General features: G+C 41.9%; 14 protein-coding genes. 1 reads left to right on the plus strand and 13 read right to left on the minus strand.

Annotated elements, in window-relative coordinates:
* Positions 1-479: 479 nt before the first annotated feature.
* From BA1DRAFT_RS10495 to BA1DRAFT_RS10530, 8 genes are all read right to left on the minus strand, one after another.
* Positions 480-1,448: a hypothetical protein gene (locus tag BA1DRAFT_RS10495; RefSeq protein WP_152544304.1), complete on the minus strand. Its 969-nt coding sequence runs from the start codon at positions 1,446-1,448 to the stop codon at positions 480-482.
* Between the two features lie 87 nt (positions 1,449-1,535).
* Complete coding sequence (locus BA1DRAFT_RS10500) at positions 1,536-2,411, minus strand: class-II aminoacyl-tRNA synthetase family protein (RefSeq protein ID WP_036778649.1); 876 nt, start codon at positions 2,409-2,411, stop codon at positions 1,536-1,538.
* Positions 2,412-2,595: 184 nt separating this feature from the next.
* The gene (locus BA1DRAFT_RS10505) at positions 2,596-4,347 is read right to left on the minus strand and encodes a carbamoyltransferase family protein (protein ID WP_036778651.1); all 1,752 of its coding nucleotides are present in this window, start codon (positions 4,345-4,347) and stop codon (positions 2,596-2,598) included.
* 214 nt (positions 4,348-4,561) lie between these two features.
* Positions 4,562-5,746, minus strand: coding sequence for a beta-ketoacyl synthase N-terminal-like domain-containing protein (locus BA1DRAFT_RS10510; RefSeq protein WP_036778654.1), 1,185 nt, complete (start codon positions 5,744-5,746; stop codon positions 4,562-4,564).
* Positions 5,736-6,485: an ApeI family dehydratase gene (locus tag BA1DRAFT_RS10515; protein ID WP_036778656.1), complete on the minus strand. Its 750-nt coding sequence runs from the start codon at positions 6,483-6,485 to the stop codon at positions 5,736-5,738. The genes BA1DRAFT_RS10510 and BA1DRAFT_RS10515 overlap by 11 nt, the downstream gene beginning before the upstream one ends.
* Positions 6,475-7,335, minus strand: coding sequence for a hypothetical protein (locus tag BA1DRAFT_RS10520; RefSeq protein WP_036778658.1), 861 nt, complete (start codon positions 7,333-7,335; stop codon positions 6,475-6,477). Before BA1DRAFT_RS10520 ends, BA1DRAFT_RS10515 begins: the two co-directional genes overlap by 11 nt.
* Before the next feature lie 61 nt (positions 7,336-7,396).
* The gene (locus BA1DRAFT_RS10525; protein ID WP_046397594.1) at positions 7,397-7,645 is read right to left on the minus strand and encodes an acyl carrier protein; all 249 of its coding nucleotides are present in this window, start codon (positions 7,643-7,645) and stop codon (positions 7,397-7,399) included.
* Between the two features lie 393 nt (positions 7,646-8,038).
* On the minus strand, positions 8,039-8,731 hold the full coding sequence (locus BA1DRAFT_RS10530; protein WP_036778661.1) for an SDR family NAD(P)-dependent oxidoreductase: 693 nt from the start codon (positions 8,729-8,731) through the stop codon (positions 8,039-8,041).
* 751 nt (positions 8,732-9,482) lie between these two features.
* Between BA1DRAFT_RS10530 and dauA the strand changes: the two genes are divergently transcribed.
* Positions 9,483-11,198, plus strand: a complete 1,716-nt coding sequence (gene dauA / locus BA1DRAFT_RS10535; RefSeq protein ID WP_036778663.1) for a C4-dicarboxylic acid transporter DauA — start codon at positions 9,483-9,485, stop codon at positions 11,196-11,198.
* A gap of 135 nt (positions 11,199-11,333) precedes the next feature.
* Here the strand turns inward: dauA and kdsA are convergent, their stop codons facing one another.
* The 5 genes from kdsA to hemA are packed head-to-tail and all read right to left on the minus strand — an operon-like array spanning position 11,334 to position 16,266.
* A complete protein-coding gene (gene kdsA / locus BA1DRAFT_RS10540; RefSeq protein ID WP_036778666.1) occupies positions 11,334-12,188 on the minus strand; it encodes a 3-deoxy-8-phosphooctulonate synthase in 855 nt (284 codons plus the stop codon).
* A 60-nt stretch (positions 12,189-12,248) separates the two neighbouring features.
* On the minus strand, positions 12,249-13,058 hold the full coding sequence (sirB1, locus tag BA1DRAFT_RS10545) for an invasion regulator SirB1 (RefSeq protein WP_036778668.1): 810 nt from the start codon (positions 13,056-13,058) through the stop codon (positions 12,249-12,251).
* Positions 13,042-13,890 (minus strand): peptide chain release factor N(5)-glutamine methyltransferase, encoded by an 849-nt coding sequence (gene prmC / locus BA1DRAFT_RS10550; RefSeq protein ID WP_036778670.1) that lies wholly within the window; start codon positions 13,888-13,890, stop codon positions 13,042-13,044. The genes sirB1 and prmC overlap by 17 nt, the downstream gene beginning before the upstream one ends.
* Positions 13,890-14,972: a peptide chain release factor 1 gene (gene prfA / locus BA1DRAFT_RS10555; protein WP_036778672.1), complete on the minus strand. Its 1,083-nt coding sequence runs from the start codon at positions 14,970-14,972 to the stop codon at positions 13,890-13,892. Before prfA ends, prmC begins: the two co-directional genes overlap by 1 nt.
* Before the next feature lie 31 nt (positions 14,973-15,003).
* Positions 15,004-16,266 carry a glutamyl-tRNA reductase gene (gene hemA, locus BA1DRAFT_RS10560; RefSeq protein WP_036778674.1) on the minus strand — a complete coding sequence of 421 codons (1,263 nt, stop codon included), beginning with the start codon at positions 16,264-16,266 and terminating at the stop codon, positions 15,004-15,006.
* Positions 16,267-16,283: the final 17 nt, after the last annotated feature.

Genomic DNA, 16,283 nt, shown 5'->3' on the forward strand with positions numbered 1-16,283 from the left:
ATATCAACAAGATTTGTTAATAAAAAGTTTAAATTAAAAGAGTCACTATTCTTTTATGCGTGATAATACTCATGCAAATTATTAGCCTGATTATGCTCTCAAGATGTTTTATGCTATTTTTCAAATACCAACAGAATACATTGAATGGTAATGCCGCTCTTCACCACCAGATTTCTAGAAGAAGAGCTCAAGTTTAAAATACCTGAGCCTTTTATTTGTATACACCTACGATGGAGGGTCTATGCTCTTCCAATTAAAGCCGTTGCCTCTCGATCAGAACAAGCGTTGAGTAAAATTATCATCTGCGATGTCGCTAGCTGCGCTCGCCTCACGGATGGTACAAATTTGCCCATCGCTCAATAGTCCGTCATCTTTCTCATGGTGCGATACGTTGATATATCGTTACCAAATCCCCATCACTTATTCAACGTAATTATTAATTAACAGTATCCCCCAACACCGATATAAGAGATTCAAACTCAACCTTTATACCGATATAACTCTTCCCACATCATGTTAGTTATTTGCTCAATATGATCAAAACGCCCTGCTATTTTTTCCAATACTTGCGATGATAATGTGGCTTCAAACTTCAACGCTAAAATAGATAAAGCTTTCCAGTGATCAATCAATTCCGTGCACTGTTCAATCAAAGAAGGCGCAATATCAGCTCTGATTAAAGAGTGTTTTAACAAATTCAAATTAGGGATCACATACAATACGCTAATATGATCAAACAATCTTTTAGCCGCCCGGCAAGCTTCTTCCTCTGCCTGCTGAAACGCATTCAGACATAATTTGCCATAATTTTTCAACGCGTCATAATATTCAGGCAAGGTATTAAATAATTCAGCCTGACGCGTCAGTAATTCCCTTACCGGCATAGGCTCCTGATCTTTCAGTGAATCAACAATATAAAAATTACCCATATGATCATAAGTTTCATTGGGCACTTTATCAGAAAGCGCTAAATAAAATTGCTCAGATGACATCCATGCCTCACAAGCATAGGATTCCCGATCAACTACTAAAGAATCGAAGATACGCACTTGTGAATAATCATCTGCAATAGCGCTGATCAGCACGGCATGGAGATATTCTGGTTTATTGGCGTAAGCCTCAGAATAAGATAAATGCGCCGAATTAACCCAAGCAACGACGCCTTTCCTGTGACGTAATAATTCATATAATTGACGACGCCAATGGACGTAATCTATCGGTAGTAAAACTATATCTGCACCCAAATTTGCTGTGCCAGTTAGCCCAACAGTTTCAATCGAACAAGTATATTCAGGCATATTCAGTGCATCATAACCACTACGAAATAGATAACCATTGCCAGATTCAAAGATCTCTGCCTCAAAAATCTCTTTACCCTGTAGATTAAGTAATCTTGTCAGGCTACCGGTAAAACAATTTATCGCGACATTTGCGTATGATTTATCCATCACATTTTCCATGAGCATTTTATCACCTCGATACAATGGATTAATTTATGAATAGCGGACCAAATATATTACGCCCTGTAATCACTATTATTTTTCCTCCAATATTATTGCGGCTGCTTGTGCTATATTTTCGACGAGTAAGTCAGGTTCATAATTCAAAGTATGTGCTAACAGCGCCAAAAGTAATCTCTCCATCCCAAACGCAATACAAGCGGAATGCATAGAACTATCACTGACACGACTGATAATATTGAAGTTGGTGGTAAATAAATCTCGGTGTAAATTTCGTGAACCAACGCTAACATTATATTTATCAAACCAAGGAATAAGTATTTCACACTTGACGCCCATTGATAATTGTACTTTACGAGTAACTTTAGAATGTTCTCCATAAAATACATCACTGGCTTTTTCTACCGAAAGGGAAGGAAACAGTAAGCGTAAGAATTTAACGGCTTTCCCAAATATCATTTCACAATGTGTTTCTACTTTTTCCTGTAGCCCCACCAATATTAATTCACGCATGGTAAAATTCCCCATACGGGTCGGCTCATCTTTAGCCGGTTCATATCGATGACATTGCCCTTTAGCCGTAAAATATTTCAGTTCCCAATCATGAATACTCTCTGCTAAATGAGCAAAGGTATGATAGCAAGTCGATGGGCTCAATACCCATGCATCCCCGCTATTTTCACTCATAGCATCGTGAGTTAAATGGGGATAAACATGCAATGGATTGCTAGGCAATTTATCAAAGAAACTGATACGCTCTAACGTGGATCGAGGTAACAATGTGGTGCATGTGTGTGAGGTAACAGATATTCCCTTACTTAAAACTTGTAAAAGTGCCTTATCAAGGAGTTCAGCAGCAGCATATAAACTGTCAGAAAACCGGTACCCGATAAGGCCATTCTGCGATTGCACAATTGATAGCAGCTTACGCTGTTGAAGTTCTTTTATCATATTTTTATATTACCTTTGCTGATCGATAGTTACGTTATGCTGCCCAGCAGACAATCTCTATTTTGCAAAAGGATGTGTTTCTATATCATCAAATATCATCTCCAGACATTTTTCTAAGATGATAAAGAAACACATTTGATGCCAAAATCAATTAACTGACATCTCAATCAGGACGCCATCAAGGTTATTCTTTCCATACGACAAACCCCTCAATATAAAGCTTATCCAGTGAGGTTTTCAAAAATGTCTCTACTGCAACCTCCGGTGACATAATAAGCGGCTGCCCCCTAACGTTAAATGAAGTATTCACCAGACAGCCATAACCCGTTATTTTTTGCACCTCTTTCAATAATCGCCAAAAAGTTGTGTTAATAGTACGTTCAACAAGCTGAATACGCGCCGTTCCATCAGCATGGACAATACCTGACACCGGCTTCATCATTTCTGGTTTTACTTTGGCGGTGCAAAGCATATATCGAGTTGGCGTTAAATTGCGTGTCTCAAAAATAGTGTCGCAATCCTCATCCAAAATTGCCGGGGCAAATGGACGGAAAGCCTCACGGAATTTCACGGTGCTATTAATTCTATCCTTTATTTTTTCACCTGCCGGCAAAGCTAAAATTGAACGGTTGCCAAGCGCCCTTGGGCCAAATTCCATTCGATCATGGAACCAGGCAATGATTTTATCTTCTGCGATATCTTGAGCCGCAGAAGCAAAATAATCATCATTCAGCCCCAAATAACGCCATTTCATGCCCGCATTGCCGCCATGCCGGAATAATACATTACGGACTTCATCGGTGGAGAAACGAGGACCGAGATAAGGACTAAAGTAAGGATCTGCGCCATTGTGGTATCCACCAGCCACAAAAAGCGCAGCGCCCAAAGCCGAACCATCATCACCCGATGCCGGTTGAACAAAGACGTTTTCTACACCATCAAGCTGACAAAGAGCTTGGTTTGCTTTGCAGTTTAAGAACGATCCCCCGGCAAGGCAGAGTGATGTTTCACCGGTTTTTCGCAGCCAATAGGTCACTAACTGTTTCAACAACAGTGTAAATTTCTCCTGTAATCCGGCAGCAAAATCCTGATGAACATCCAGCAGAGGGTCATCTTCATTTCTCGTCGTCAAACCAAACATATCGCTCAGTTGTGCGATTGCACCGGGAAAACCATATTCCGAATTGTCAAATGCTTGCGGTAACCAGTTTATCTGTATCGTTCCACTCTCTGCATCGAATTGAGCCAATTTATTGAAGATATCGCGGTATCGCTCAGGATTACCATACGCGGCAAGTCCCATGACTTTATATTCATCACTATTAAATACAAAACCAAGGAACCGAGTACAGATAGAATAAAATATTCCTAATGAAGAGCTAATTGGCTGACTGTACAATTTCTGGAATTGCTGGTCTTTAGCAAGATAAACACTTAGGGATTCTATTTCGCCCATACCGTCTGAAATGACGCATAGCGCAGACGGGAAGCCGCTGGGATAAAAGGCTGACGCCGCATGAGCCAGATGGTGATCTACCCCCTGAAAACGTGATTCAATATTCTGCCACCCTTCGGAGGCCAATGCATTAATCACAGTTTTTCCACTAAAAGCCTCTTCAAACATTTTCTGATTCGACATGAAAAAACGGCGATACTTATCATAATTAAAACCGTGGGCAATAACCTGTATATCATCTTGCGTAAGACCCGCTTCCGCTAAACAGTAATTAATGGCATTAGCAGGAAATCGGCCTGTTCCTTTTTCTCCGGTAAATCGCTCTTCCGCAGCCGCGGCAACAATTTTTCCATTAACCATCACACAGGCCGCACTATCGACTCCCTGGCAAATACGCTCGTCTAATTTACCTACGCCTGGGTAATTTTCTCGCATAAAATGTTGAGAATTGGGAAGGCCGCTGATACCTAATATAATCATTTTCTTCACCTCCAAATTGTTATACCCGTCATCTTTCAAGTTGCCTCTTTGTTGGCTGCACTCACTCACCCCGGTCACATCGTTATCTATGCTCCCGGGGATTCGCTCCCTTGCCGTCGCGATGCACCTTGAAATCCATAAGGTATGTTTTTCTTTCATAAAAATTAAACTATGCGCTGCTTTATACTAATAGCCCATTTTGCATTATGAAGAATCAAGTCACCTTGCCAAATAGAGTAATGGCATTATTACCACCAAAACCAAATGCATTATTTTGTATATATTTTAAATTATTCTTCATTTCCATTTGACGAGTGATTAAATTAAATTGATATTCAAAATCCTCCGGTAAGATATTTGTTGGCGGCATAATTTGGTCCCTCAAAGATAAGCAAGCACTGACTGCGCCAATTGCTCCCGCTGTCGCCATCATATGTCCGATCGTTCCTTTAATGGCTGAAACCGCCGAATTTGGGAAATATTCAGAGAATATCGATGCTTCTACAGCGTCATTAGCCTTAGTCCCTGTACCGTGTGCATATATGCCACCTATATCTTTGGCTTCCACGCCTGCCGAATCTAATAGTTTTCTATGGCATTGAGTGACACTGTTAATATCAGGATTGGTCGGATGTAATGCGTCATTATTGCTGGCAGTAGCAATCAATTCAGCATAAGGCGATTGATATTCACCAACGTGTTTTCTATTCTGCAACACCAAAAAAGCGGCGCCCTCAGATATCGTAATAAAGCGTCTTAATTTCGAAAATGGACGGCACTGTTCCGCACCTAATGCATTAAGCATGTAAAAACCTGACCACACCTTTTTTGAAAAAGCGTCTCCGCCTCCAATGACGGATGTTGAGACAATGCCGGCATTCATCATGCGTAGTGCTGTTTCAAGCGCAATATTTGCTGACGCACAAGTATTATGTATCGTCATGGAAGGCCCGAATGAACCAATTGCACGAGCAACATTACCGGAAACGGCGTGACTCGAATAGATATTCGAACGCCAATTTACCGGCACACCTTCAACTAATTGATCAAGAATATCCGCCTCAGCCTCATTATTACCCACACACACCAAGGCATTGCGCAATTCAGCACACCCTGGCTGCAATCCTGCGTCCGCTATCGCTTGAAGTGCGGCATCGACAGCATATAAAGAAGAATCAGGGACCTGTGGGCCGGTACATTTCGGTGCCCTGGCTTTTATATCCAGACGCCGCTCAGCCGAAATTCTTCCAGCAATAAAATTTGGCTTCAAAGAAGGATAAATCGGTTCCAGTCGAGTAAAATTTGACTCGCCGGCACATAAATTTTTCCAATAACTTTCGACGTCTATACCAATTGGAGTAACGACGCCAAGACCTGTAACATATATTTTATCCAACATCGTTCTCCTTCTTCTTAATTGATACTGCGTCAGTTATCCAAAGTAACTTTTCCCCTTCACGATATGCCCTGGCATCCCAACACATTATTGAGCCAAATCGAGTTACTTTAGTCTCAATAAACACAGGAGAGTTAATATGTTCGATATCAGGATCGAAAGCCAACTCACCAAATTTGGCAAAAACATAATCGCCTGCTGTTGAAATACTCTGTTGCTGACGCTGCAAAATTAATGCTAAATTCCCCATTGCCTCGACCAGAATAATCAAAGGGAAATAATGATATTTTTGCAAATAAGCCGCTTCACCACGCAATGATTTCATATCCAGGCTGCAATTCGCTCTGTTTAATCCATCATTAACATAGACTATTTTCGGCAAAAACCAAAATTCGGGTTCACGCAATGATGGTGATAATAAAGAAGATGAGTAAAAAATTTTTTTACTTTCACCTTTTGCATCTTTGCCAGAATAATTCAGGAGAAAAGAAAAACAGCGTTGTTCCGATACCATTGCAGAAATTTTATTTTCCTCTTGGCGATATTGGATATTTTCATCAGGACGTATAAATTGATGAAAAAATAGATTTCTTAAACTGATAAAATCGGCAGATGCATCAGCCATCTCTTTACAAAAAGCGGCGACGGGCAAGATCCCTGGAACAACAGGATTACCGGGAAAATGATATTTGAATATTTCATCTTGAGGTGAAAAAACATGGTTAATACGATTAATCATCATTGTGTATAACCCTTACGCCTGAAACATTCATGTTATCGATTACAATAAATACAACAGCATCTCCTTTTTGACTGAGCTTAATCGCCCCCATAAACTCATGAAACAGAAAAGCGCTGTTATATTCTTGATATTCAATTGCATTATTATCTTCAACAACATGAATTAATGCGTCATTCTGATCCAACGTATTGTATATAAATATCTTGGTATCCGGTGACAAAGCATCACACTGTTTTTTTATCTCTCCCACTGTTAACCCGAAGAAAAAATCTGCCGTAAATTGTTTTCCACTCAATAGTGTTGCACACATCACACCAGAAGATATTGACTTCTGATTGCCGATTTTCTTTCGTATATCATCAAGTGCTTCTGTGCAATAAACATTGCCGCAAAAGAGGTAGCTGGCGCCTGCTGCTCTATTATGCAAATTAAGCAATGCTTGCATGAATACCATTACCGGGGTTTTACTGCCTGCATTTAATGTACAGTTTCCTCCCGTCACCTTCTTGTCAATGTTAATAAAGGTTGAAGCTGAACTGGTGGTAGCATAAGGGAATTGTTGAGCCGATACCGTTTTATCATTGTTCATGACCTGCCGTTGAAAACGAAGCATCGCTTCAAGGTTGCCGTATTCTGTCCCCACAATCACCGATTCATTTTCTGCATGTCTATCTTCTGCAATAAACTGATTCGCCAAGTAGGTACAAACGCGGCTAAAGTCGTCACGAAAACGATCACCTTTATTGCTTACAAATTCAGAAATATCAGCGGGAAGAGAAAATTCCCCCTCTCTCTCATTCCGAAATATATTCGGATAAATAGCTAAATTTTCCACGTTAAAAGTCAACATTTTCCCTCAACTTATTATTTGAAAAATAGAGAGTTTTTGATTATTGATTAAGTCAACCCGATTATTGCAGGTTATTTTTTATTTCCTCCCATAACTCACCTACAGTTTGAATACGGGCAAGCGCATCTTCAGAAATCTCTTTGCCAAAGGTTCGCTCAACTGACAAAATGACATCAATTAACTTCAATGAGTCAATGCCGAGATCACTTTTCAACACTTTATTCGATGTTATTTTAAAATCGGAGTCTAACTCAGCAACATTCACCAAAATACTCGCTAATTCTTCATTAACCATGTCAATATTATCCATATCACATCCCCAATGATGTTTATTCAAATCTAATGGTTTAAAGATCTATTTATATCAAGTATATAAATTTCTCCTGAATCGCTTTCCCCATACATACATCAAAAGACGCACTCCAACTAACGGCCTGCAACAATTATGCCTGCTGGGGTAGGTTCTCATTTACCCAGGAAAATAATTCATAAACGATATAAAAACAGAGATATCTGATAATTCAGTTTCGGCTCCTATTCCAAATAGCGTAACCAAAATTGGAATAATAACCAATAACCTTTTCTCATTAAAGCGATTGGCAACATTGGGCTAGGTGAAGAAATACATTTATCATAAATCCAGCCCGATATTCTAGCTAATTGATGAAAACATGATTGTAGATCACGATTTATGATATTGTTATTAACCACTTAATCCCCCATCAATGCAAAGAGATGTTCCTGTGATATAGGTTGATGTACTCAATGTTCCCACACAAAAACTGGCAATTTCATCAACATCTGCCATTCGTTTTAATGCTGTGCTTCTGGCGAATTCCATTTTCTTTTCTGGAGAAATATGCCGCAACATACCACCATCAACATATCCCGGCATTACAGTGTAAGCCCTAACATTAAAACGGCCGTAGTCATTAGAGATGTTTTTTACCAATGCATTCATGGCTGCTTTCGAACAAGAATAAGCGTTGGCGCCTGTCTCTCCACGTAAACTCGCTGTAGAAGAAATAAATTGCATCACGCCATTACGATTCTTCATAAAATGGGGCAGCAAATATTTTGCTACTCTTGCTGCGCCAAACAAGTTGACATTAAAAACATCATGCCAACCCTCAATATCCTGAGCATGCAATAAACCATCCAATGACATTGCCGGCGTATAGATAACCGCGTCAATACATTTCATCTTGTCAACTGCAATGCCAATGGCTTCTCTAACACTGTTATCCGACATAACATCTAAATAAATTTCTTCATTACACGGTTTACGTGAAGTACCTAATACCTCATAGCCGCTGGCAACCGCATGTCGGCAAATTGCATTCCCAATTTCACTTGATGAACCAATAATAAGTATCTTGCTGTTATATTTATGCATTCAAACATTCCTACCTTATCTAAAAGTTATTTTCCAACAGTAAACCCTACTTTAAATAAAGCATCCAGAATAAATATTATCTAAACAAGAAAACATTTTTAACTTATATATTTCTAAATACATGTACTTTTAACGCATATATCTTTAGCTTACCTATTTTCAACTCATTTAATCCATCTAATTCTATGAGTCATCCTAAATAGTAGGATGAGTTCTTATATCTGTCAAATTATTAATCTAATATTTCAGCGATATCAATGCATTGGTTAAATTACATCCAAAAATTAAATAAAAACCATCATGCGTAAAAATATCTAATACAGCTAATTTAATCTAGTCATAATCAATACATGTGGTGAATGCATAATTAATTATTTAACTTTCTGACAATAACAATTAAAAATTGTAATTGATTCTGTTATTTTATTATAAAGATAAAACATTATATTTAATAGAATAAATATATAGATTTAAGTTTGAAAATATTAATTAAATTCTTTATGAAGTTAATTCAATAATATTCACTAATAAGAATAGATACTTAATAGAATCGGTTTCAGCCTATTTTATGGTGATAAGAACACTATTCTCCCTTTTACTTTTCACTTTCCTGGCGTTAAGCTATTAACATTAAGTTTGATCTAATAGCGCTATCGCGTTGAACTAAAAGCACTATTTTTACAATTCGGTTTGCAGTTTGGTTGTAACAACCCTATTGCTTTTTCCCTCTATATTTTTGGTTTATGCACAGATGAAAACTCGTAGAATGAACGGCATACGGCCGTTTAGTGCTGTAATTGATGCTTGTTGGAAAGAACCCTACTCTTTTGCTCGTTTAACTAAAGATATTATTGCCGGTATTACTGTCGGTATTATCGCCATCCCACTCGCTATGGCGCTAGCAATCGGAAGTGGCGTCCCACCACAATATGGACTTTACACCGCCGCTATCGCCGGGATGGTAATCGCGATAACCGGCGGCTCACGCTATAGTGTTTCCGGCCCTACCGCCGCTTTCGTTGTCATTCTCTATCCAGTCTCTCAACAATTTGGCCTGAGCGGTTTGCTCATTGCAACATTAATGTCAGGCATTATTTTGCTGGTGATGGGATTAGCCCGCTTTGGTAAATTGATCGAGTATATTCCCCTCCCCGTCACACTCGGTTTTACTTCTGGAATCGCGATTACTATCGCAACCATGCAAGTAAAAGATTTTTTCGGCCTGCAATTGGAACATATGCCAGAGAATTATATCAATAAGGTTGCGGCTTTGTTTCAAGCGCTGCCAACACTGTATTTGAGTGATACGCTGATTGGCTTAACGACACTCGCCATTCTGATTTATTGGCCTAAGCTTGGGCTGAAATTACCCGGGCATCTTCCCGCCCTCATTGCAGGAACCGCTGTGATGGGGATCATGAACTTATTCGATCAACATGTTGCTACTATTGGTTCTGAGTTTAGTTATATTTTGAATGACGGTACTCAGGGGCAAGGCATCCCCCCCATCCTGCCGCAATTTGTTTTACCGTGGCATTTACCTGATACGGGGTTCCATCAAGTTGATATAAATTGGGCAACAATTTCAGCCCTATTACCCGCCGCCTTCTCAATGGCGATGTTAGGTGCCATTGAATCACTGCTTTGCGCCGTGGTTTTGGATGGTATGACCGGTAAAAAGCATCACTCAAACAGTGAATTGATTGGTCAAGGCTTCGGAAATATTGTCGTGCCATTCTTCGGCGGTATTACGGCTACCGCCGCAATCGCCCGTTCAGCCGCCAACATCAGAGCTGGCGCGACATCGCCGGTTTCAGCCATTGTTCACTCTCTGCTCGTGTTATTAACTTTACTGGCATTGGCTCCCATGCTCTCCTATCTTCCTCTGGCCGCTATGTCTGCCCTGTTGCTCATGGTCGCCTGGAATATGAGCGAAATACATAAAGTTATCGACCTCATGCGCCGTGCGCCAAAGGATGACATTATTGTGCTGGTACTTTGCATGTCGCTCACAGTTCTGTTTGATATGATTATTGCCATTACGATCGGTATCGTATTAGCTTCACTGCTGTTTATGCGCCGAATAGCCAATATGACTCGCATCAGTCAATTGCCGCAAACAAATGTCGATAAAGGTCTGCTGGTTGTCCGTATCAATGGCCCGCTATTCTTTGCCGCTGCTGAACGTATCTTCACAGAATTAAAGGAAGAAAGCGCCAGTTATCAGACGATCATTATGCAATGGGACGCCGTTCCCGTGCTGGATGCCGGTGGGATGCACGCTTTCCAACGCTTTATCGATGAAGTGGGTAAAGATAAATATATTGCTGTTTGTGATATTCCATTCCAGCCTTTAAAAACACTGGCCAGAGCTAAGATCCTATTGGTTGAAAATCACCTTAGCTTCCATGCGACATTGCCACGAGCAATGGCAGAATTAAATTTCAATGGCAAAATGGATAGCTGAAATTGCCAGACAAAAACTTGCTAACTCTTTTTCCAATACTTTTTTCCCCATAATTAATGGCGCTGTAAACCAGCGCCGAATCTATTCATCACCAAATCTCGTCATCATTTGATGTCATGGCATCAAAAAGACACTTTATTTACTGGTATCCAGTTGAGGGAAGCTTTTCACCACATCATCAATGGTTTTCATCTGGTTCAAGAATGGCTCTAGTTTTGCCAACGGCAATGCTGATGGACCATCGCACATCGCATTCGCAGGATCAGGATGAGCTTCAAGGAACAAGCCGGCAATACCGACCGCCATTCCCGCACGCGCCAGTTCAGCAACCTGAGCGCGACGACCACCAGAAGCGGCGCCAAATGGATCGCGGCATTGGAGTGAATGAGTGACATCAAAAATTACCGGATGCCCCCCGGTCGCCTGAGCCATAACATTGAAGCCCAGCATATCCACCACCAAATTGTCATAACCAAAGTTGCTGCCACGGTCACATAAGATCACTTGATCGTTGCCGCCTTCTTTGAATTTTTCCACAATATTCCCCATCTGACCCGGGCTGATAAACTGCGGTTTTTTAACGTTGATCACCGCACCGGTACGCGCCATCGCTTCAACCAAGTCAGTCTGACGCGCCAAAAATGCAGGCAGTTGGATGACATCAACCACTTCCGCCACTGGCTGCGCCTGTGCCGGTTCATGCACGTCAGTGATGATTTTCACACCGAAAGTTTGTTTCAGCTCCTGAAAAATCTTCATTCCCTCTTCCAGACCAAGGCCACGGTAAGAGTGAATCGATGATCGGTTTGCTTTATCAAAGGAGGCTTTGAAAACATAAGGAATGCCCAATTTTTGTGTCACTGTGACATAGTGCTCACAAATACTCATGGCCAAATCCCGTGACTCAAGGACATTCATACCACCAAAGAGAACAAACGGTAGATCATTCGCGACCTTGATATCACCAATATGAACCACTTTCTGTTGCATACTTATACCTTCCGTTAGGGACCAATAAATTAATGAAATAAATCAGTGTAAAACAATATTTTAGTGTAAAACAACGCATTGCTGCTTAATGGCGTATATTTGCATTCTGATCATTTCTGCCACCGGGTCTTCCGGGCAATTCTCGACAAAATAATTTAAATCAGAAACCGCAATATGATTACAATCAAGTTCCGCATAAATCAGCCCTCTATCACGTATTTCATAGGGGTTATCGGGATCAAACATCAGCACAGCTTCACTCGTCCTCAGCGCCAATTCCATTTGTCCTTCGTCCATTAATGCGACTTTTATCGTATCTAGCATTTTACGTATAATGCTAGCGTTATCAGCGCCTTGCAAATCATCTGCTGCTAATTCCGCTGTCTGGCTAATATTACCTTTCAGCCATACATCAAGCACACGTTCGCTTAGCGCTTCTCCATTGATTGGATTAATAAACTTTGCCGTGTTATCTGGATAATCAACACGCAAAATCAACTGCGTCGGAAAAATAACCGGCATAAACGGCAGTTCTAAAGCCTGAGCAATATGAATCAGAATTGCCCCTAAAACAACAGAGGAACCTCGGCGGGTTTGCAATACTTTATCCAGCCATAATGTATCTGACAGGCAATAAACACCACTGGCGCCGCCGAATTTCCAGGTTTGATAAAAAAGCCTCAGTAATTTTTCCAGTCGTTCTTCTATATTTAGCTGCGGAGATATTTCACGTCTGGCTTCATCAATCAATACTTGAAGCTGCATTTCCACTGAATGCTGAGGAAAATCAGCACGCAAAGTTCTGGAAATTAACAGGATACCGCTACTCAACGATGCATCATTAAATTCATAATCAGCTATGGCTTTCATCACTTTTCCACTGACCCAGTGTTATTCGCTCATTACCGCCATAATCCTGAAAAGTAGCCACCTGCCGATAACCACTCTCAGAAAATAGGCTTCTTACAACATTTCCCTGTCTCCAACCATGTTCCAATAACAACCATCCACCAGGCAACAAAAAATGGCGAGATAGATCAATAATGGTATTCAGATCAGCAATTCCCTGTCGCGCCGCAATTAATGCACTATCCGGCTCGAACCGAACATCACCCTGAGAGAGATGTGGATCGGTTTCATCTATGTAAGGCGGATTACTGACAATCATACCAAACTGTTGATTATTCAACGAAGAGAACCAATCGCTTACCCCAAAATCCACATTTTGTATTTTGAGTTTTTCAGCATTGCCCTGCGCCAGCATGACCGCATCAGGATTGATATCAACTCCGGTAATCTGGCAATCAGGGCGCTCACTGGCGATTGCCAGTGCAATTGCGCCGGTTCCGGTTCCCAAATCCAGAATGCGGCAAGGAGTCGGCAATAGCCGTTCAAGCGCCTTTTCTACCAGACATTCCGTGTCAGGACGCGGGATTAACGTAGCGGGAGAGACATTTAATGGCAACGACCAAAATTCACGCTCACCGGTGATGTAGGCAATCGGTTCACCTTTTACCCGGCGAGCGAGTAACGCCTCAAGCTGGCTGAACTGCGCCGAAGCTAGCTGCGTTTCCCCGAATGCCAATAGGTAAGTCCGGGAATGGCGAGTGACAAACCCCAACAAAATTTCCGCATCTCGTTTAGGGCTGTCACTTGCCGATAACTGTATTGCGGCTTGTTTAAGCCAAGATTGATAATCCATCAATCTTGCTCTGACAAAGCCGATAAGAGATCAGCTTGATATTCATTCACGATCGGCTGAACAAGCATATCTAATTTGCCTTCCATCACTTCATCAAGGCGGTATAACGTCAAGTTAATACGGTGATCCGTCACTCGCCCTTGGGGAAAATTGTAAGTGCGGTTGCGATCTGAACGATCACCGGAACCTAATAAGTTACGACGCTCAGACGCCTCGGCCTCTTGACGCTTACGAACTTCCGCCGCATGAATACGCGCGGCCAACACGGACATCGCTTTCGCTTTGTTTTTATGCTGAGAGCGCTCATCCTGACACTCAACCACAATACCGGTTGGAATATGAGTGATACGGATAGCGGAATCTGTGGTATTGACGTGCTGACCGCCCGCCCCGGAGGAACGAAACGTATCAATACGCAAATCATTTGGACTAATATCGGGCAACTCCGCTTCCGGAACCTCCGGCAAAACCGCAACGGTACAAGCAGAAGTGTGAATGCGCCCTTGCGATTCGGTTTCCGGCACACGCTGAACACGATGACCACCCGATTCAAATTTTAAGTGACCATAAACCTGCTCACCGGAAACTTTAGCAATAATTTCCTTATAGCCGCCATGCTCGCCATCATTAGCGCTAATAACCTCGACTTTCCAACGATGGGATTCCGCATAACGGCTATACATACGAAACAGATCCCCGGCGAAAATAGCCGCTTCATCACCACCGGTTCCCGCACGTACTTCAAGAAAACAGTTACGCTCATCATCAGGATCTTTTGGCAACAGCAATAATTGTAGTTGTTGCTCTAACTCTTCATTGCGGACCTTGGCGTCCCTGATCTCTTCCTGTGCCATTTCCCGCATTTCAGGGTCATCAAGCATTATTTCGGCTGCTTTAAGGTCATCCTGAACAGCACGCCAGGCCCTAAAACAGCTCGTCACATCAGTCAGTTGAGCATATTCCCGCGACAAAGCACGAAAACGTTCCTGATCAGCAATCACATCGGCATCACCGAGATGAGCCAAAACTTCCTCGTGACGTTCTTGCAATGCTTCCAATTTAGCAACAATAGAAGGCTTCATTCTTGGTTTCAGACCCTATTCCGAGATATGGTTAATTATGTTCCAGCCCCAGGCTGTCACGTAATAAATTAAGGCGCTCCAGATCACCATTGCTGGCGGCTTGCTGGAGTGATTTGGTAGGAGCATGTATCAGACGGTTCACCAATTGATGAGTCAATTGATTAACGGCCTGTTCTACGTCAGCTCCCTGATTGATAGCAGTCAGTGCCTTAGCTGTCATTTCAGCCCGCACTCGTTCTGCCTGATTACGATACTCACGGATTGAATTTACTGCGCTCTGCGAACGCAACCAGTCCATAAAATAACGGCTTTCCTGCTGAACAATACATTCAGCCTGAACCGCCGCCGCTTTGCGCTGCGCAAGATTCTGCTGAATAATTGCTTGTAAATCGTCAACACTGTAAAGATAAACGTTATCCAGTCTCTCTACGTCAGGCTCTATATCACGAGGAACCGCAATGTCAATGAGTAACATTGGTTGGTTACGACGTAACTTTAATGCGCGTTCAACCATCCCTTTACCAATAATAGGCAAAGGACTGGCAGTCGAACTGATAACAATATCCGCTTCTGCTAAACGTGTGTCAATTTCAGGCAGGGTAATCACTTCCGCCTGAACTTCATCAGCCAACACTTGTGCCTTCTCTTTCGTCCTGTTAGCAATCATCATATGGTGCACGCGATGCTCTTTCAAATGACGAGCCGCCAGTTCAATCGTTTCTCCGGCACCGACCAGCAAAATATTTAGTTCAGAAAGTGATTCAAAAATCTGTCGCGCCAGAGTGCAAGCGGCAAATGCAACGGAAACCGCGTTCGAACCAATTTCTGTTTCCGTTCTGATGCGCTTGGCGACAGAAAATGATTTCTGAAACAGTCGCTCCAGTTCACTCGATAAAGAGTCGCTGTGCTGCGACTCGGCAAATGCTTTCTTCACTTGCCCAAGAATCTGAGGTTCTCCCAGCACCAACGAGTCCAGCCCACTCGCCACTCTCATCAAGTGGCTGACAGCTTCATTATCACAATGCCAGTAAATACTGGATCTTAGATCTCTGGGATTTAGCTGATGATATCCACACAACCAGTCAATTAACTGCTCATACAGATTATCTTGTTGCTCTACGCTGAGATAAAGTTCCGTACGATTACACGTTGACAACACAACTCCCCCTTTCACCAGGGGATGCTGGAGAAGGTTATCAAGCGCTTCCCCAATAGTACCCGGAGAAAAAGTGACCCGTTCACGCAGGGATACAGGAGCCGTTTTATGGTTAATACCAAGTGCTAACAAAGTCATATCAACTTCATTGAGTT

The sequence above is a fragment of the Photorhabdus aegyptia genome (genome assembly GCF_000612035.1).
GTDB lineage: Bacteria > Pseudomonadota > Gammaproteobacteria > Enterobacterales > Enterobacteriaceae > Photorhabdus > Photorhabdus akhurstii.